23 protein-coding genes are annotated in these 16649 nt (G+C 38.3%); 18 read left to right on the top strand and 5 right to left on the bottom strand.

The genetic code is table 11. The features are described from left to right. Positions 1-124 precede the first annotated feature (124 nt). From OA91_RS10680 to OA91_RS10660, 5 genes are all read left to right on the top strand, one after another. Positions 125-1963 (top strand): protein adenylyltransferase SelO, encoded by a 1839-nt coding sequence (locus tag OA91_RS10680; RefSeq protein WP_063338213.1) that lies wholly within the window; start codon positions 125-127, stop codon positions 1961-1963. A gap of 176 nt (positions 1964-2139) precedes the next feature. Continuing rightward, positions 2140-2358, top strand: coding sequence for a hypothetical protein (locus tag OA91_RS10675; RefSeq protein WP_063338212.1), 219 nt, complete (start codon positions 2140-2142; stop codon positions 2356-2358). 45 nt (positions 2359-2403) lie between these two features. Next, on the top strand, positions 2404-2769 hold the full coding sequence (locus OA91_RS10670; RefSeq protein WP_063338211.1) for a VOC family protein: 366 nt from the start codon (positions 2404-2406) through the stop codon (positions 2767-2769). Positions 2770-2899: 130 nt separating this feature from the next. Next, positions 2900-3334 (top strand): hypothetical protein, encoded by a 435-nt coding sequence (locus OA91_RS10665; protein ID WP_063338210.1) that lies wholly within the window; start codon positions 2900-2902, stop codon positions 3332-3334. A gap of 91 nt (positions 3335-3425) precedes the next feature. Beyond that, positions 3426-3899: a GNAT family N-acetyltransferase gene (locus OA91_RS10660; RefSeq protein WP_063338209.1), complete on the top strand. Its 474-nt coding sequence runs from the start codon at positions 3426-3428 to the stop codon at positions 3897-3899. A 107-nt stretch (positions 3900-4006) separates the two neighbouring features. Here the strand turns inward: OA91_RS10660 and ykgO are convergent, their stop codons facing one another. Together ykgO and OA91_RS10655 are read right to left on the bottom strand one after the other, a co-directional pair. Continuing rightward, positions 4007-4150 carry a type B 50S ribosomal protein L36 gene (gene ykgO / locus OA91_RS24035; RefSeq protein ID WP_009835815.1) on the bottom strand — a complete coding sequence of 48 codons (144 nt, stop codon included), beginning with the start codon at positions 4148-4150 and terminating at the stop codon, positions 4007-4009. Then, positions 4147-4401, bottom strand: a complete 255-nt coding sequence (locus OA91_RS10655) for a type B 50S ribosomal protein L31 (protein ID WP_046018436.1) — start codon at positions 4399-4401, stop codon at positions 4147-4149. Before OA91_RS10655 ends, ykgO begins: the two co-directional genes overlap by 4 nt. A gap of 227 nt (positions 4402-4628) precedes the next feature. Between OA91_RS10655 and OA91_RS10650 the strand changes: the two genes are divergently transcribed. The 7 genes from OA91_RS10650 to OA91_RS10620 all read left to right on the top strand — a co-directional run bounded on the left by OA91_RS10650 (position 4629) and on the right by OA91_RS10620 (position 9620). Continuing rightward, positions 4629-5048, top strand: a complete 420-nt coding sequence (locus tag OA91_RS10650; protein WP_231870350.1) for a VOC family protein — start codon at positions 4629-4631, stop codon at positions 5046-5048. 143 nt (positions 5049-5191) lie between these two features. Beyond that, complete coding sequence (locus OA91_RS10645) at positions 5192-5614, top strand: hypothetical protein (protein ID WP_063338208.1); 423 nt, start codon at positions 5192-5194, stop codon at positions 5612-5614. A gap of 74 nt (positions 5615-5688) precedes the next feature. Then, on the top strand, positions 5689-6153 hold the full coding sequence (locus OA91_RS10640) for a hypothetical protein (RefSeq protein WP_157203823.1): 465 nt from the start codon (positions 5689-5691) through the stop codon (positions 6151-6153). A gap of 339 nt (positions 6154-6492) precedes the next feature. Next, entirely contained in the window at positions 6493-7944 is a 1452-nt protein-coding gene (locus tag OA91_RS10635) for a hypothetical protein (RefSeq protein WP_063338206.1), read from the top strand. 235 nt (positions 7945-8179) lie between these two features. Beyond that, positions 8180-8536, top strand: a complete 357-nt coding sequence (locus tag OA91_RS10630; protein ID WP_063338205.1) for a hypothetical protein — start codon at positions 8180-8182, stop codon at positions 8534-8536. A 72-nt stretch (positions 8537-8608) separates the two neighbouring features. Beyond that, positions 8609-9055, top strand: a complete 447-nt coding sequence (locus OA91_RS10625; RefSeq protein ID WP_063338204.1) for a GNAT family N-acetyltransferase — start codon at positions 8609-8611, stop codon at positions 9053-9055. Further along, positions 9045-9620, top strand: coding sequence for a DUF4269 domain-containing protein (locus tag OA91_RS10620; protein WP_063338203.1), 576 nt, complete (start codon positions 9045-9047; stop codon positions 9618-9620). Before OA91_RS10625 ends, OA91_RS10620 begins: the two co-directional genes overlap by 11 nt. A gap of 30 nt (positions 9621-9650) precedes the next feature. On the opposite strand, the gene OA91_RS10615 is transcribed toward OA91_RS10620, so the two are convergent. Further along, positions 9651-10649: an NADP-dependent oxidoreductase gene (locus OA91_RS10615; protein WP_063338202.1), complete on the bottom strand. Its 999-nt coding sequence runs from the start codon at positions 10647-10649 to the stop codon at positions 9651-9653. Positions 10650-10822: 173 nt separating this feature from the next. Between OA91_RS10615 and OA91_RS10610 the strand changes: the two genes are divergently transcribed. From OA91_RS10610 to OA91_RS10595, 4 genes are all read left to right on the top strand, one after another. Beyond that, positions 10823-11728, top strand: coding sequence for a LysR family transcriptional regulator (locus tag OA91_RS10610; RefSeq protein ID WP_063338201.1), 906 nt, complete (start codon positions 10823-10825; stop codon positions 11726-11728). A 44-nt stretch (positions 11729-11772) separates the two neighbouring features. Beyond that, a complete protein-coding gene (locus OA91_RS10605; RefSeq protein WP_063338200.1) occupies positions 11773-12255 on the top strand; it encodes a tetratricopeptide repeat protein in 483 nt (160 codons plus the stop codon). Positions 12256-12486: 231 nt separating this feature from the next. Next, entirely contained in the window at positions 12487-13002 is a 516-nt protein-coding gene (locus OA91_RS10600; RefSeq protein ID WP_063338199.1) for a hypothetical protein, read from the top strand. 58 nt (positions 13003-13060) lie between these two features. After that, a complete protein-coding gene (locus OA91_RS10595; RefSeq protein WP_063338198.1) occupies positions 13061-13372 on the top strand; it encodes a putative quinol monooxygenase in 312 nt (103 codons plus the stop codon). Between the two features lie 4 nt (positions 13373-13376). Here OA91_RS10595 and OA91_RS10590 read toward each other — a convergent pair whose 3' ends face one another. After that, positions 13377-14288, bottom strand: coding sequence for a pseudouridine synthase (locus OA91_RS10590; protein WP_063338197.1), 912 nt, complete (start codon positions 14286-14288; stop codon positions 13377-13379). 202 nt (positions 14289-14490) lie between these two features. Between OA91_RS10590 and OA91_RS24425 the strand changes: the two genes are divergently transcribed. Together OA91_RS24425 and OA91_RS10585 are read left to right on the top strand one after the other, a co-directional pair. Continuing rightward, the gene (locus OA91_RS24425) at positions 14491-14661 is read left to right on the top strand and encodes a hypothetical protein (RefSeq protein WP_197477790.1); all 171 of its coding nucleotides are present in this window, start codon (positions 14491-14493) and stop codon (positions 14659-14661) included. A gap of 90 nt (positions 14662-14751) precedes the next feature. Continuing rightward, positions 14752-15618 (top strand): alpha/beta hydrolase, encoded by an 867-nt coding sequence (locus OA91_RS10585; protein ID WP_197477789.1) that lies wholly within the window; start codon positions 14752-14754, stop codon positions 15616-15618. 30 nt (positions 15619-15648) lie between these two features. Here the strand turns inward: OA91_RS10585 and OA91_RS10580 are convergent, their stop codons facing one another. Then, on the bottom strand, positions 15649-16536 hold the full coding sequence (locus OA91_RS10580) for a LysR family transcriptional regulator (protein ID WP_063338196.1): 888 nt from the start codon (positions 16534-16536) through the stop codon (positions 15649-15651). Positions 16537-16649 lie beyond the last annotated feature (113 nt).

Genomic DNA, 16649 nt, shown 5'->3' with positions numbered 1-16649 from the left:
GAATGACTGATAGAAAGAAAATAAACGCACAAAACTAAAAATTGATATCAATAACAAGGTAAGATACTCGTTATAAAAATTTATTATCTTGAAATGCTAGTATACGAGCCTTGGTATCAACACTATGACAAACCGACAGCCTCAGACCAACTCTTCAGCTAATACAGCGGCTGATTCGACACTTGATTCCTCTATATCTATTTCAACACTTGGGGACCTTGCCAAGTTAGCAGATTATTCACTGATGGATTCACTTAATTGTGACCCAGAAGCAACTGAAACAGGGGATGACCATTATCCGCGCCAAGTCTTTTCAGGGCATTATGTCCCGGTTAAACCGACACCCATTCAAGATCCAGAATATATAGGGCACAGTAAGCAGTTTTTCTCAGAACTTGGTTTTGCTGACACTCTAGCTCAAGACCCTGCTTTTATGGGGATGTTCTCTGGTGATATGTCTCAAGTGCCTGAACCGATGAAAAAGTTTGGTTGGGCGACGGGTTACGCACTTTCTATTTATGGCACTGAATACACTCAGCAGTGTCCGTTTCGTACGGGTAACGGATATGGTGATGGTAGGGCGGTATCTGTGCTTGAAGCTGTGATTAATGGCAAACGTTGGGAAATGCAGTTAAAGGGTGGTGGCCCGACACCCTATTGTCGTGGGGCAGATGGACGTGCGGTTTTACGTTCTAGCGTTCGTGAGTTTTTAGCGCAAGAAAATATGCATGCTTTGGGTGTCCCCACATCTCGTTCTTTAAGCTTTTATGTCTCTAAATCAGAAAAGGTTGATAGGCCTTGGTATTCAGAAGGTTCACGTTCAGAAGATCCAGATAGACTTGTCTCTGAAGCGGTTGCGATTTCGACACGAGTCGCGCCTTCATTTTTACGAGTAGGGCAGCTTGAGCTTTTTGCTCGTCGTGCTCGTGCAGACGAGCATCCACAGGCATTGCAAGAGCTTGAAAAAATCGTATTACATTTGATTGATCGTGAGTACGCGGATGTTATTGATAAGCAACTCTCAACCCCTGAAAAAGTTGTCACACTTGCTCGTGAGTTTCGTACACGTCTAATGTCTTTAATTGCAAACTGGATTCGTGTTGGCTTTTGTCAGGGTAATTTTAACAGTGATAATTGTGCTGCTGGTGGCTTTACCCTTGATTATGGCCCCTTTGGTTTTTGCGATGTGTTCCACCCGTATTACCAGCCTTGGACTGGAGGAGGGCAACATTTCTCCTTTATGAATCAAACTAATGCAGCTCAGAAAAATTTTGGCTCTTTTTGCTCGGCGTTAAGGCCTTTGCTTGAAACACATCCTGAGTTTTTGCAAACGCTTAATGACATCGAAACGAGCTTTCCAGCAGAAATACAAACGCAGATGGAAAGAATGTGGGCGAGTAAGCTGGGTCTTGGGTCTCTATCGATAGAGATGGAAGAAGACGTTAAAGATGAGTCTAAAGCAAAGCTTAAAAAAGAGTTTAGAGAAGTGCTTAACGAAGTGCAGATTCTTATGGTGCAAACGCCAGTTGATTACACTATTTTCTTCCGTGAGCTTTCATCTATTCCTGAGGATATTAGCCCACTTAAGAAGAGTTTTTACACTGGTGCAACGCAAGATAAAGAAAGCTTAGAGATGGAAGAGCGTTGGACTAAGTGGCTAGCTAAATGGCAAGCACTACTCAATCATTCTCTTGATGCTAACTCTGCGTCTTCAAACTCTCTTGAAGCGATTTCTACTCAAATGAAGTTAGTTAACCCCAAATACATTTTGAGAGAGTGGTTAGTTGTGCCTGCTTATCAGCAAGCTGCAATAGGTGATTACAGCCTCATTCATGAGTTGCAGGAAGTGATGACGCAACCTTATGCAGAACAATCACAGGAAGTAGAGGATAAATATTACCGATTGAAGCCGCCGCAATTCTTTGCGTTAGGCGGTGTGTCTCACCTTAGTTGTTCTTCTTAAGTATGATTTCTGTTAAATAAGGTGCCGTTGTTAATTTAAAAAAAGCATTAGAACAAACATATATAAATAGTCATAACTAATAATAACGACAATCTTGATAAATTGTATTGTGTCTTAGAGTCGAATATTATCTGGGATTATTTTTACTTTAAGACACGTTTTAAAAGAGGTTTTAGATGGTGCTTTTTTGGCCAATCCAGCAAGAATTAGATTGCATTAATACGAATGGCGACATACTTGGAAAAATAAAATTTGATGCTTCAACAGATAAACACTTTTTTGATCCATCTGACGAGTCTATTTCTATATCGGATGAAGATAAAGCAAACATCGCTGAGAGGTTAGCAGGACTTGATTCAGGTAAGCACACCATACCTATGCAAGATGATGACTGATGACCAATAAACCTGTTACAAAGCAAAGACCCTTTAAGAGGCAATATGTTTGACCATGTTGTAATCAGTGCGAGTAATTATGAAGTAAGCAAAAGCTTTTATCTTAAGGTATTAGAGCCTATTGGTTTAGAGTATGTTTCTGAAGGATCGCTGGGCATTGAAATCAGTACAGACGGAAAGTCTTCATTATGTATTCGCCTAGTAGAAGAGGTACCTTCGCACTTACACTTGGCGTTTGTCGCTGTGAACCGAAATCAAGTTGACGACTTTCATCGCTTAGCATTAGAAGCGGGCGCTAAAGATAATGGCGCACCAGGTATACGACCTAATTATAGCGGCCAATATTACGCTGCGTTTGTGATTGGCCCTGATGGACACAATATTGAAATGGTGTGTCATGAAGGTGAGTAAATAATTTGGCCTTCAAAGCAGGTTTTTGTTTAAACATTAAACCTTAGAATAAATACATTAGGGAGAATGAATTTATTCAATTTAGCAAGGTCTTATTTAAACCAAAAAATGTGATTAGGATTAATATTAGATGGAAAAACATTTCAATACTAAGGACTTTATTGTCATTACTATCTTAGTGAGTTTATGGGTAAATGCATCAGAAGTATTTAGATACTTTGTGCTCGTTAGACCAGAGATGCATGATTACTTATCGGTCGTGCCAAATGTTGCAGATATGAATTGGGGTATTTTTGCAATCTGGGGCGTATGGGATACCTTACTAACTGCCTTATATGTCTTTCTCTTTTGGCTTTGCGCTAAAGCCTTTGGAAACAATATTAAGTCAATTTTAATCAGTGGTTTCATGTCTTGGTGCTTTTTCTTTTTACTATTTTGGGTAGGTTTAGCAAATATGGGCCTTTCAAGCTGGAGCTATCTGCTTATTGTTTTGCCACTTGCTTTAGTTGAAACCTTGGTCGCGGCATTTATCACCTCTAAATTATATTTAAGAAGTGCTCAATAGAAAGCGCTTAAGTCAATTCGACAAATAAAGATTTGAAACTGTTACCGTTAATTATCAATCTCTATATAATTTTGAATAGTAAGGAAGCGGAATGATAACAATTGAGAAATTAAATGAATCTCACCTTGAGGATGTTAAAAAGGTGAGTTTGGCGGATGAGCAAGTGAAATTTGCAGGTACGGCAGAAGAATTTCTTGAAGATGGCAGTGACTCGATACATTTACATGTCATTAAACATGATGGTGTGCTGGTTGGTTTTTTTAAAATAGATACTGCTTATTCTGATAATTACCCCTTCTGCCAACAAAATGCATTGGGGTTAAGAGCTTTTGTTGTCGATGTGAATCAGCAAGGGAAGGGGATAGGTACTGGCGCTGTAAAAGCATTATTTCCTTATTTAAAACAAAGCTACTCAGGTTTTGATCTCATATATCTCACTGTAAATTGTAAGAACCCTGGTGCAAAGATGTGCTATCTAAAAGGGGGATTTGAAGAAACGGGTGAGCAATACCTAGGCGGTGAAGCTGGCCCTCAGTACATTATGGTGGGGAATCTCACCAAATAATATTGTTAGAGATATTGCTGTTAATTAAGTTTATTTCTGTCTCTAAATTGCAGGATAAGCGCCTTAATATTGAGGCACTTATCCTTTTGATTTTAACCACAACGTGATTAACGCTTCTTCTTACTTGTTCCTTGTACTGCTTTAAATCTAGGATTTGATTTACATATTACAAATGTGCGGCCGCGACGTTTTACGACCTGGCAATCTGGATGGCGTTTCTTTGCGCTCTTTAGAGAGCTTAATACTTTCACGATCTACCTCTTATATTACCAAAACGATTCTTGAACCTAGAAATTCGGCCATCTTTCTGTGTAGCACGTTGCTCACCTGTGTAAAAAGGGTGTGAGACGCTAGAAACATCAATAGTGACGTAAGGGTAAGTGCTGCCTTGATATTCAATAGTTCGCTCGGTTTTAATCGTTGAGCCAATGACAAAATAGGTATCTGCCACCGTGTCGTGGAAAACTACTTTCTGATACTTAGGGTGGATATTCGGTTTCATCTTTACCTCATAATGTTATGTTATAACATTATGTTCTCATTTTTATTTCAAAGGCGCAAATGATAATCGTTTTTATTTGTGTTTTTTTGAAGTACATATTAATAGGTAATAAGAGATGAATTGCTCACAGCTTGATCGGATAGGTGATTAAGATAATTCGTCATCAAATGAATCAGGTGTACAGGCAGTGCTATGCTAGCAGGCTTAAAAAACAAAAGGATAGTATTTTGGAAGCAATCATCAGCCACATTACATTGGGTACGAATGATTATGAAAGAGCTATTATATTTTATGATGCAGCTCTAAGACCCTTAGGTTTTAGCCGTATCCCAAAGCCTAAAGGTAAGCCGCCTCTGTATGCGGTTAAAGGCGCCATGCCGCATGTGTATTTGTATAAACCTTATGATGGACAACCTGCTACTTGGGGAAATGGTACTCATGTGGCCTTTCAGGCCGTTTCCAAAGAAGTGGTTAATATTTTTTATAAGGAAGCGATTGCTAATGGTGGCTCTGATGAAGGTGCTCCTGGAATTAGAGAGGACTATGGTCCAAATTATTATGCGGCTTATGTGCGTGATCCAGACGGAAACAAGTTACAAGCGGTATGTTATTTAGACTCTCAACAAGAGAACACTATTAAAGAGTAAGCATCATTTGTCTGCTCTTAAATTTATTACCTTACTTCCTATTTTAAAATATTCCGACTCTCGTTATGAGGAAATGATAGGTTTAGTAACGAAGAGAGCTAGGTTCAGTAGATGTCTTAATTAAATCCAAGGAATGATAGACAATGAGAAATATCGTTATAAAGAATATTGAATCACGTTTTAAGTCAATTTTAGATATCGTTGAAAGTATAGAGACTAAATTGCTAACACAGCAGTTAGACATTGCTAAAAGCAAGTCGGTTGGTGAGCATATGTGGTGTATTGTTGGTGCTAGAGAAAGCTATTCTTGCTCACTTTGCAAAGGTGTCTGGGATGGTTTTTCTTGTTCATTAGAGAGTGATGAAAATCTAGAAGAGATTATTAATGCATTAAATTCCTCTAAGATGCTATTCGAACAATCTATAAAAGCCGTTGATAACTGGACACAAGCCAGAGATGAGCTTTTAGTTAGCTTGTTGGAGCATGAAACCATGCATGAAGGTCAATTAATACGCCATATTTATGGGCTTGGATACAAGTTGCCAGATTCAACTAAATGGGCTTAAGTCGCCTAATAATTTGCTTTTACTTAAGTTAGTAAATTAGTAGCTAAATTGATTAATGGATGACAGGGGGAAGAGTGGTAGTAAAAGACGCGTTCGTAGCAATGAATAGTGCTGAAAAGATAAGTAGCTCTTTATACAAATGGATTGCGGGTAATCGCGGACTCAAAAGAACCCTTGCAATGGAACTACAGGAAAATATAGAGCTAATTCGCTTATATGTTGAAACTGAATCTGGTTATCTTCAGCTTATTCCCCAGTTAAAGGATTCTGCATTTAGGCATGCTTTGGCTGAAGGTTTTAATTTTAATGCGCTAAAGCGTTCAAAAATTGGCTCTGAAAGTACAAGAGGTGTTAAACAGTTAGAGCGATATCATGGCTGGGATACGCAAAGAATGTTCGAAAATATTTACGCCAAAATCTCCGTAATTAAAGCCGCAATAAATATTAAAGAGAATAAAAAGCCATTACGTTTGGGTGTGAGATTACACAACATATTTAAACTATTAGTGATGTTATCTAACCATATCGGGCAAAAGTAGCATAAATAGATAAATGTTTGCCAGATTAGGTCTGAAGGTAAATAACTGCCAATCTAATAATTCATAGCAAGATTAATAACATATCATTTACATATCGATAATAATTTGTAAAATTTATTACAGGTTCATATCTTGACCCATATCATGAAGGCTCACATAATGTCGTGCGCCTCAATGTTATCAAAATCGGACTGGAGCCAAGCTTGGCTTATCTTTGATAACACTGGATTCTTACTTTTCTGATCAGTGTTTAGCCATTCTGACATGACAAGCCAATTATTATTCATGCGCCCAATTTCTTATTAATCGCTCTTAATTTACAAGGTAGTCATTAACTGCATGAGTAATCTTAACGCCTCCCTCGATAACGATATTAAAACCCTTTATAAACACAGCCGCTTTCTGCGTAAGATCGCTTGGATAGTTGAGCTAATTGTTGTTTTTATAGGCCTTTGTATTTCGGTATCTCTTCTTGTCGATGGCGATAATCTGGTAAGTAAACTTACCTTATCTGCACCCTTTGTGATGATATCGCTGGTTGAGCTGACCAAAATTCCATTTGTGATTGGTTTGTGGAACGCTAAGAAATCTTTTTTGATGTACCTTATTATCATTAGTTTTCTTTGTATTATTACCTTTGAAACCCTATTAAATGGATTTGAAAGGGCGTTTTCATCAATTAACAATCAAATCAATTTAAACGAAATCTCAATTGGTGAAATTGAAAATAAGATTCAGGTTAATGAAGAAAACATTCTTTTGGCCTTAGAAGATTATCAATCGAAAACACAGAGCATTAATGTGAGCAGGGATGTGATTGCTAAAAATTTCGACGAGAAGTTTGCGTCTGCTGCTCAAACGAATAAAAATCTCTCAAAAGAAGCTTCAGGCCTTAAGATTCAACTTGATACCGCGCGAGAAGAGTTGATTCAGCTTAAAGTCGAAAAATCTGATTTATTAAAAGAGTTATCAGAGAAAAAGGAAGAGCGTTTTCAAACGGTTCTGACACGATCTCAAGACTCCGTTAATCTCGCGCAGCAAGAAAGAACGCGACTGTTAGATAAAATTGAGTTGTTAAGAGCTGAGAAAGACGTTGCTGTGGAAGAGAGTAGTTTTTTTACTTCTAACCAGGTGAAGCGAGAATACGATGAGAAAATACGTTACGCCGAGGATCAACTCGCCAATATCAATGATAAAACTATCACAGGGGAAGAGAAAACACTGGATGTAAAATCTGTTGAATTCTTGGATAGCTATTATGCTGACTTGCTGAACCTCAAGCAGGATATGATTAGTCAAAAACAAGAAAATATCGATTACATTAATGATAGATATGTTAAAGCGATTTCTGCCAGTGACTCTAGCTTATCGGCACATAAGGAAAAGTTAGAGAAAGAGAAGAATACTGCTATGGGTCGTTTAAACCAGCAGCTTAACTCGATAAATAAAGCGTTTGCTGAACAAAAGCGTTACATCAATGACCTTAAAAAAGAGAATAATCAATTACGTTTTGATATTCGTGTTGTAGAGAGCGAAACCAATACACTTGCTCTATCGAACCAGATTTATCGTATGGCCTCTTATGTTGATAACGTGACCCATTATAAAGAGATTAAGAAAGATACCTTAACCTTAGTCGGCTTAATTTGGTTTGGATCTTTAGCCTTTATTGGTTCTATTACAGGTATTGCGTTGACGCTTTCTGGATTGCACCTAAATAGGCTCGCGGGTAGGAAAGAAGAAGCAAAAGCGAAGGCTTTGTTAGCTAACGAACCAACTTCAGCGACTTAGCTACTCTCCCAAACCATCATTTAAAACCACTTTTTCTAAAGTGGTTTTAAATGTTCAGTTTTAGTTTTAACCTCATAGTTTAAAAATTAGCCGCTACACATTTGCCTATCTAGACGGTTGTTCATTTCTTATATGTCCTCGCAGAAATCACTTAGATTTATTAATATTAACTGTGTTAATATTAATAAACTTTAATGCTTAACCTGCGAACGACGGCTTAGATTAAGGACGAAATATGCTCTACATAAGTGCTTTTTTATTGGTTTTCATTGGATGTGTTCATTCATTTTTAGGTGAAAAATACATACTGCAACGTTTGTTCAAAAGAGATAATCTCCCCAAGTTATTTGGTGGTACCGGTTTCACTAAAAGTACTCTGAGATTTGCTTGGCATCTAACGACACTGGCCTGGTTTGGGTTTGCTGCGATACTTGTTTATCTTGCTAACCCAGATAACCACCTTCTAACTATTAATGAGATAATTAGTGTGACATTTTTAGCGCACAGCTTAGTGGCTCTTTTCGCTTCTAAAGGCAAACACTTATCTTGGATAGTTTTCTTATTGGTTAGTGTGTTTGTCTTTATTGCGTAATAAGCATCTTAAAAGACTGCTATAGCAAGAGTGAAACAACTCGTCCTATTCAACGACTTAAGTAGAAAGTATATGACTCAAAGAGAGAAGTTTGAAATTAGAGAGATAGAGAAAAATTCTCTTTATTTAGATGAAGTAGAGAGTCTATTTCAGTCTGAATGGGCCGATTTTCAACTTAACAATGACTATAATCAGAGTTCAAATTTGCCAGCCGTCATTGTTGCAACATTGGATAATGAATTAGTTGGTGGCTTGGCTTTTTCTCGATTCAAAGAACCAAATCGTGAAGCTGAGGTTATCTGGATTAACGCGGTATTTGTTAAACCAGAACAGCGAGGTAAAGGTTTGGCTAAAGCCCTTATTCGAGCGGGAGTGAATAAGGCCTGTTTGTTTAAGCAAGCATACTTATATGCTTATACGAATGTGCCTCAGCTATATCAGGATATAGGTTGGTGTGAAGTGGATACTGAGAGTGAGCCAAATCATAAGGTAATGAGTATTAAAACGTATGCAGATTAATAATTGGAAAGATATCGCTTATCTTGAAAGCGGAACGAAAAGCCAGCGTCAGGCTTTTATGTTGCTAAAGGAGTATAAAGTTCTTGAATCCCTGTCTGCTTTTAACCCTATTTTAGTCAGTACGGTTTGTGTAGACCTTGATATCGTAGGTTCTGATTTAGACATTATTTGTCAGCATAATGACCTAAATATCTTCAAAAATATCCTAAATGATAGGTATGGAAGCTGCTCTGGTTATAAACAATGGGAGAGGTTGTCGAATTATGAGGAGGTCGTAACGTCTTTTTTTATTGATGATATTGAGGTCGAAATTTTTGGCTTAAGGCTTAATACTGAAAAGCAATCTGCGTATCGACATTTAGTTATGATGGATCGTTGTTTAAAAGTCGGTGGAGAAGGTTTAAGGCAACAAGTTAAAAACCTTAAGGTTTCAGGCTTAAAAACTGAGCCTGCTTTTGCTCATATACTAGGTTTAAAAGGAGACCCATTTTTAGCTTTTCTTGAGTTAGAAAGGCTCGATGATAATCAATTGAAAACTATGATAAAAAACTCAGGCAATATTTGACTAAATATTACCTGAGCATGTAATTATCAATTATAAGCGGACAATCAACTTGCCTTTGTTTTCACCTGTTGTGAAAAGGTTTAGTCCTGTCATTGCTGACTCTAGCCCTTCTAATACATGTGACCTGTGCTTGATTTTGCCTTCCATAACATAAGGGGCGAACTTTTCTAACAGAGCAGGTGCATTTTGGAAGTGGTCTGTCATGACAAAACCTTCGACTCTTAATCGCTTCTTGATGATATTTGACCAGCTTGGAGCGGCTTGTGGTTCACCCGCTTCATAATCTGCAATCAAACCACAGACAATAATACGACCATGTTCATTCATTCTATTGTAAATATGGTGTTGGATTGGACCGCCTGTATTCTCAAAGAATAGATCAATGCCTTTAGGTGCTAATTTTGCTAGTTGTGCATCAAGGTCATCAGATTTGTAGTTAATCGCGCCATCAAAGCCAAGTTCATTAACTATCCAGTCTGCCTTATCATCGCTTCCCACAATGCCAATAACATTTAATCCATCTGCCTTAGCAAGTTGACCAACAATAGAGCCAACAGAGCCTGCTGCACCCGTTACCACAAGTGTTTCACCCGCTTTAGGTTGACCCACATTAAATAGCCCTTGTGTCGCTGTTAAGCCTGGAAGGGCGAAGAGAGAGAGCACATCTGCATCAGGAAGAGGGGCATCAACCTTATCTAGTCCTTCTCCATTGCTTAAGTAGAGCTCTTGCCATCCCATCATGCCTGTTACTCGATCACCTATATTAAAATCTGGGTGGTTAGATTCAATCACTTCACCAATGCCAAAGCTGCGCATGACTGTGCCAAGTTCAACTGGAGGAATATAGCTTCCCGTATCAGCGTTCATCCAACCAAACATGGCTGGGTCCAGTGACATGTGGTTTTGCTTAACCAGTAATTCACCTTCTTTTACAGCTGGCTTTTCTAGTTGCACTGCTTGGAAAAAGTCTGGGGTAATCGGGCCTGTAACATGGTGTTTGTTAAGATTTATCGCTTTATAGCTAGTCATAATAGTTATCCTAAAGAGTCATTTTTGTATTCATCACTTTTCTAAAACAAAGCAATGTTGAAGCAATAGAGGTATGCTAAGTTATAATTTTTGATAGATATATGGTCTAAAATAGCTTTCTTTATTGTCTAAAAGACATTAATTGATGAGAAAATAACTTAGGTGTAAAACAAATGGATCAACTCAGGGCATTAAAATACTTTGTTAAAATTGTTGAGTTAGGCAATTTTAGTAAAGCCGCAGCGTTTTTTTCTGTGCCGTCTTCTTCCTTGTCTCGTCGTATTTCAGATCTAGAAGAAAGCCTAGGGGCAACATTGTTAAAGCGCACAACGCGCGTGGTTCAGCCAACTGAGGTGGGCCGTGAGTATTATCTGCAAGTCAGCGAAGTGCTTAATCAATTAGAGAAAAGTAATGAGGTAGTGAGAAGTTATCAGACTGTGCCAAGCGGTAAGCTTACGATTAGCGCTATGCCGGGTGTGGGTGAGCGTATTCTGCTGCCTCTATTAGATGAATTAAGTGAGATGTATCCTGATTTAATTTTAGACGTAAGTTTAAGTGATGAGCTCGCAAGCTTAAGTTACGATGAAGTTGATATAGCAATACGTGGCGGTCATGCACCTAATGAGCGAGTCGTGGCTTTACCTTTGATTGATAACACCTTTTACCCTGTTGCATCACCTGACTACTTAGCGCAAATGGGAACGCCAAAATCTGCTTTAGAGCTTCCTCAACATAAGGGGATCTACTACCGCATGCCATCTGGCCCTCATCCTTGGTTATGTGAAATTGATGGGCAATGGCGTGATGTGTCTGCTCCTGCTGTGGTAATCAGCAATGCGGATGAATGGTTACTTGATAAAGCGGTACAAGGGAAAGGTATCGTTATGATGCCTCGTTGGATCTTAAAACCTTACGTAGAAAGAGGGGAACTGGTTGAGCTAGATATTCAACCTCAAGTGAGCATTACCCAAAAACCAGGGCTGGCGATTTATCTCCTATATCAAAAACAGCGCTATAAGGTGCCTAAAATTAAAGTAGCGGTAGATTTTTTAGTCGAGCGAATTAAAGGGCATTATTAATTTTTTAAATTGTTACTCAAGTAAGTATCAGGGATCTAATTTTTATGGAACAGATTATCAAGCAATCTATTGCCTTAAGAGGTGAGGGTAAGTATGAAGAATCACGTATATTGCTCAAAAAAATGCTTCAAGATAAGGCTTATGCAGCAAAAGCAAACCTTCATATTGCATGGACGTTTGATAATGAAGGGAAGGAAACAGAGGCAATAAAACATTATAAGTTGGCATTAAAGGGACCTATTTCTTCTGAAGAGCGCTTTGAAACAATGTTTGGTCTAGCCAGTACCTATCGTAGTTTAGGGGATTATGAACTAGCGCTTGGTTACTTTGACAAAACGCTTATTTCCTTTCCAGAAGCAATTGAAGTCAAGCCTTTTTATGCCATGTGTCTTTATAATCTTGGGCGACATAAAGAAGCTGTTTCATTATTACTTGAACTGTTAATCAATACCATAAATGCAAATACAATTAAGGATTATCAAAAAGCCATACGTCTTTATGCCGCTGATTTAGATAAAACTTGGTGATTTTTGATTCTTCGAACTTCAAAGAGAATGTGTTACCAATGGCTATTGACAAGGAATTTCTAATATATAAATATGAACTGATGAAAATGAATCTTGATATGCAGCAGGTACGAATTATTGCCATTCCTTAGGAATGGTGGATACTTGATGCATATAACTTATCAAACCCACCTCATGAGGTGGGTTTTTTGTTTCTACCTCATGGGATTAATCTCTTTTGTAGGAATTAACATGAAAAAAATAGCCGTATTTGGAAAGCCCGGAAGTGGTAAATCACGTTTAAGCAAGTCTCTAGCCTTAGCGACGAGCATCCCTTTGTATCAACTAGATTCAATCCTTTATCAAAAAAACGGTGACATGATTGAGCGTGAAACCTTTGATAAAACCCATGATGAGATACTCTCATCTGAAACTTGGATAATAGATGGTTTTGGCCCAATGGGCGCATTTAAACAGCGTTTAGATGCAGCAGATACCTTGGTTTATATCGACCTTCCATATTTATCTAGTTACTGGTTTGTGACAAAGCGGATGATTAAAGGTGTCGTAGTGAAACCTGAAGGCTGGCCTGAGGGTAGTTCAGTCATAAAGGGCTCAATACAAAGCTATAAAACATTACGCTTGTGTCCAAAGTTTTGGAATAACGATTTCTTAGAGACTCTTAAGGCAAGGTCTAGTCATCAAACCGTGCATATAATCAAAACCGTATCTGAGCTAAACCGTTTTGTTAGCCAGTATGTAAATTAGAGTCTGGTTCGATACAGCCACTCATAAAAAGCAAACCAATAAAGGGAGTTATGCATAAATGCTTACTGTCATGCTTCATGCAAAAGTAAAAGAACAAAAATTGGAAGAATTTCTTGAAATGATTCGTTTATTAACCGAGAAAACGACCAAAAAGGGATGTGCTTCTTACATATTTAATCAAAATCGAGATATTCCAACAGACTTTGTTTTATACGAACAGTGGGAAAACCAAGAGGCTTTGGATGCCCATATTAGTGAGCTGTTTGAGATTTTAGGGCCAGCAAGGCCTGGAGAACCTATCCCTGCTAAGTTGATGGATATGTATGAAACTGTTGAGCCAGTTTTTTATAATATTGTAGGTCAAAGCTAAAGCGTTATTTGTGACTTAACGTTAGGTTTCCTTCATAAATAAAGTGTCTTGGCTGCTGAGATATTGGGTCGATAAACTCAAGCTCTTTCGCGAGAAGCTGTAATGGGGCTTGATAGTTATCGGCAGATTGAGGTTCTAATTCTGGGTAGTATTTATCATTTAAAATCGGCCAGCCTAATGACTGCATATGAAGACGTAATTGATGGGTTTTACCTGTGACGGGCTTTAATTCGAATAAAGCCAATTCATCAGCTTGTTGAGTACAACGAATAATAGAATGGCTATTAGCTTGTTTGCTGTTTTCGCTACCTTCTAAAATTTGCATGCGAAAGCTAGGTTTGCTTTTCACAATGCGGTTTTTTACCTGCCATTCTTGATCGATAAGACTTTCATTTGCGTCTATCTTGGCAATGGCTTGATAGGTTTTGTCTATCTGCCTTGTTTCGAATAACTCATGATAACCTTGGCTCGTTTCAGGATTAACCGAAAAAATGACTAACCCAGCAGTGACCCTGTCTAATCTATGTAATGCCTGGAGTGACTCAATGCCTGTGCGACGTCTCAAGCGGTTTTGCAAACACTCATTCACATAAACCCCTCCAGGTGTCACAGGTAAAAAATGAGGCTTATAAGCCACTAAAATATCTTGGTCTTGAAATAGAATCGTTTCTTCAAAGGGGATCTGAGGTTCGTTTTCAACTTCTCTGTAATAGTAAACCCGTTGTTGGGGCAGAAAAGCCGAGTCGACTGTGATTAATGAGCCATCGTGCCAATGTACCTTGCCATCAAGCATACGTTGTCGCCAAATAGTGGCATCTATAAAGGAGAATTTAATAATCAGATATTCTAAAACAGTCGTCACACCAGGGTTAACCTGCGGCAAGCTGAGTTTTGAAGGCTGTTTAGATATTGACATTGAGTAATCCATCTTTAAATCTGTTTAAGCTGATTAGTCTATTTTAAACAAATAATAGGTTTGTTGTTATTGTTACTTTTCTTATAAGAGTCAAATAGTTATCTTATGAACTATTGACTTAATTTGCTCCTGTCTTGCTGAATAATATAGCGATTTTAAGAGGGCAGAAAACTCAAACCGAAAAATTATATAAGGAAACTTTATGTCTAGCACTGTCGTTAATTTTGAATTTGAAAAAGAAACCAAAAATAGTGTCCGTTATAAAGAAGTACCAGAGGAAGGGAAAGCGCCCATTGTAGGCTCTATTTATGTACAAAAGTGGTTTGCAGGTTCGAGTAAAAATATTGCTATCAGCATTGAGAAGAAAGATTAATCGCAATCTTTATAGTTAGAGTGCTCAAGATGTTTTATATGATGTAAATGGAACTTTAAAACTTCACAAAGGAATGGTAAACAAAGCACTATGATGAAAGCTCTACTCTTATCTCTTTTATTTAGCGTCTCGTTGAACCTTAAAGCGGGCTCTATTGAGCTTACTGAGCCCGAATTAAATAACTCCTTCAAATTAACGAATAGCCATATTTTAGCAATTGAATCTCAGCTGTTAGGGCGTGATTATGAACTCTATATAAAGCTACCACGAGGCTATTTTGACGAGAATAGCCAGTCCAAACGCTATCCTGTTTTATATTTAAATGATGGACCACATACCTTTAAGGTTGCTTCTGGCGTGACGCACTTTCCTAGTATGGATAAGGCGATTTTGGTAGGGATCTCTTTTGCTAAAGGAGAAAATGGTCAATTTAGCCGAGTGCGTGATCTCACGCCCGAAGTAGATAAAAGTTGGGTGAACTATAAGACAGGTGGCGCGCCTGCTTATTTAGATTTTATTCAGAAAGAAATTTTTCCTCTTATTGAAGGTCAATATCGTACGGATACAAATAAACGAATGCTAGCGGGACACTCTTTAGGTGGCTCTTTTGCTGCTTGGGTGCTAGTGACAAAGCCTGAGCTGTTCTCTGCCTATGTGCTCACTAGTCCATCATTGTGGTTTAAAAAGGATTTGATTTTTGTGCTTGAGAATACCTACGCGAGCCAGCATACAAGCTTGAACGCTAAAGTGTTTATGGCCACTGGTGCGTTAGAAACAATGGCAAATGGCATGCGTAACGATATGGTAGATGGCCATAAACGCTTTATAAAACGTTTAGAATCTCGTGGATATCATAGTTTGCAATTAAAAGGTGAGGTGGTTCAAGGTACGGACCATTACTCAACCTTTCCAATTGGCCTAACAAAAGGGCTAATGTGGATTTATCAGGATATCTAATGGGTATCTGCCAAAACTAGCTAGAGTTTATTAAGGGCTCTTTTCTAGCCTAGAAGATAGGTGCGTCAAAAAGGCTTTAACTTTCTGAAGCGGGTATTTTCGTCCCGAGTAAAAAGCGTGTAATACTAAGTCTTCTGGTGTTTCATCAAGTTTAATTTCAATTAAATCCCCTTTGTCTATTTCTGTTCGGCAAGCGTGCAGTGGTAATATGGCAAAACCCAAACCTTTTAGCGCTGCTGCCTTGGCAAGGTTGCCGCTATTCACTTTATAGCTGGACTCCACTTGTAGCTTTTCTTGGTTTTTAAAGCGCCAAGGCGTGCCCTGTAACACAGATAAACTCGTAATACAGGGGGATTTGCTAAGTTCATTCAATGTACTTGGTACGGCATGCTCTTTGAGCAGAGAGGGTGATGCTACGACGCAGCTTGTCCAACGTAGTATTTCTTTTGCTACCCAGCCAGAATCTTCGAGTGGCCCACGGCCAAAACTGAGTATCAGATCAAACCCATCCATCAAGCTTTCAGAGGGGTTTAATTGAGTATCACAACTTAATTGGATCTGCGGATGCTCTAGACAAAAGTCGGCAATGATATCTCCCATAAAAGGCAGATCTGGTGTGATCATTTTAAGGTGACCAGACACTGATTCTCCATGTAACGAGACTTCCTCTAATGCATCATCCATCGCTTGCATTAAAGGTATTAGTGAGTGATAGAGTTTTGTGCCTGCAGCTGTTGCCTGCATTTTTCGTGTCGTTCTCTCCAATAAACGTGAATTCAGCGACTTTTCTAATAGAGATACGTGACGACTCACATTCGAACTAGGTAGCTGAAGTTGCTCCGCAGCTAATTTAAAACTTAATTGTTCGTAGACACTTTTAAAGCTAAGTAGCCATTGGGTTTCAATTTTCTCAATCATAAATTAACTCATTAAATGGGATTAACTATTTAATAATTGCTAATTTATCCTAATGAATGAGTTTGTCACACTCTATTTCGAATTTAATTTTGAGATAAAGGCGTGGTAATCAA

The sequence above is a fragment of the Marinomonas sp. SBI8L genome, from assembly GCF_001624705.1.
Lineage (GTDB): Bacteria > Pseudomonadota > Gammaproteobacteria > Pseudomonadales > Marinomonadaceae > Marinomonas.
Note: the sequence above shows the minus strand (reverse complement) of the source record. Positions and strands in the feature narration are given on the sequence as shown.

Coding starts and splice junctions, on each gene's coding strand:
- OA91_RS10680 (WP_063338213.1), top strand. CDS start 125: ATGACAAACCGACAGCCTCAGACCAACTCTTCAGCTAATACAGCGGCT.
- OA91_RS10675 (WP_063338212.1), top strand. CDS start 2,140: ATGGTGCTTTTTTGGCCAATCCAGCAAGAATTAGATTGCATTAATACG.
- OA91_RS10670 (WP_063338211.1), top strand. CDS start 2,404: ATGTTTGACCATGTTGTAATCAGTGCGAGTAATTATGAAGTAAGCAAA.
- OA91_RS10665 (WP_063338210.1), top strand. CDS start 2,900: ATGGAAAAACATTTCAATACTAAGGACTTTATTGTCATTACTATCTTA.
- OA91_RS10660 (WP_063338209.1), top strand. CDS start 3,426: ATGATAACAATTGAGAAATTAAATGAATCTCACCTTGAGGATGTTAAA.
- OA91_RS10655 (WP_046018436.1), bottom strand. CDS start 4,401: ATGAAACCGAATATCCACCCTAAGTATCAGAAAGTAGTTTTCCACGAC.
- OA91_RS10645 (WP_063338208.1), top strand. CDS start 5,192: ATGAGAAATATCGTTATAAAGAATATTGAATCACGTTTTAAGTCAATT.
- OA91_RS10635 (WP_063338206.1), top strand. CDS start 6,493: ATGAGTAATCTTAACGCCTCCCTCGATAACGATATTAAAACCCTTTAT.
- OA91_RS10630 (WP_063338205.1), top strand. CDS start 8,180: ATGCTCTACATAAGTGCTTTTTTATTGGTTTTCATTGGATGTGTTCAT.
- OA91_RS10625 (WP_063338204.1), top strand. CDS start 8,609: ATGACTCAAAGAGAGAAGTTTGAAATTAGAGAGATAGAGAAAAATTCT.
- OA91_RS10620 (WP_063338203.1), top strand. CDS start 9,045: ATGCAGATTAATAATTGGAAAGATATCGCTTATCTTGAAAGCGGAACG.
- OA91_RS10615 (WP_063338202.1), bottom strand. CDS start 10,649: ATGACTAGCTATAAAGCGATAAATCTTAACAAACACCATGTTACAGGC.
- OA91_RS10610 (WP_063338201.1), top strand. CDS start 10,823: ATGGATCAACTCAGGGCATTAAAATACTTTGTTAAAATTGTTGAGTTA.
- OA91_RS10605 (WP_063338200.1), top strand. CDS start 11,773: ATGGAACAGATTATCAAGCAATCTATTGCCTTAAGAGGTGAGGGTAAG.
- OA91_RS10600 (WP_063338199.1), top strand. CDS start 12,487: ATGAAAAAAATAGCCGTATTTGGAAAGCCCGGAAGTGGTAAATCACGT.
- OA91_RS10595 (WP_063338198.1), top strand. CDS start 13,061: ATGCTTACTGTCATGCTTCATGCAAAAGTAAAAGAACAAAAATTGGAA.
- OA91_RS10590 (WP_063338197.1), bottom strand. CDS start 14,288: ATGTCAATATCTAAACAGCCTTCAAAACTCAGCTTGCCGCAGGTTAAC.
- OA91_RS24425 (WP_197477790.1), top strand. CDS start 14,491: ATGTCTAGCACTGTCGTTAATTTTGAATTTGAAAAAGAAACCAAAAAT.
- OA91_RS10585 (WP_197477789.1), top strand. CDS start 14,752: ATGATGAAAGCTCTACTCTTATCTCTTTTATTTAGCGTCTCGTTGAAC.
- OA91_RS10580 (WP_063338196.1), bottom strand. CDS start 16,536: ATGATTGAGAAAATTGAAACCCAATGGCTACTTAGCTTTAAAAGTGTC.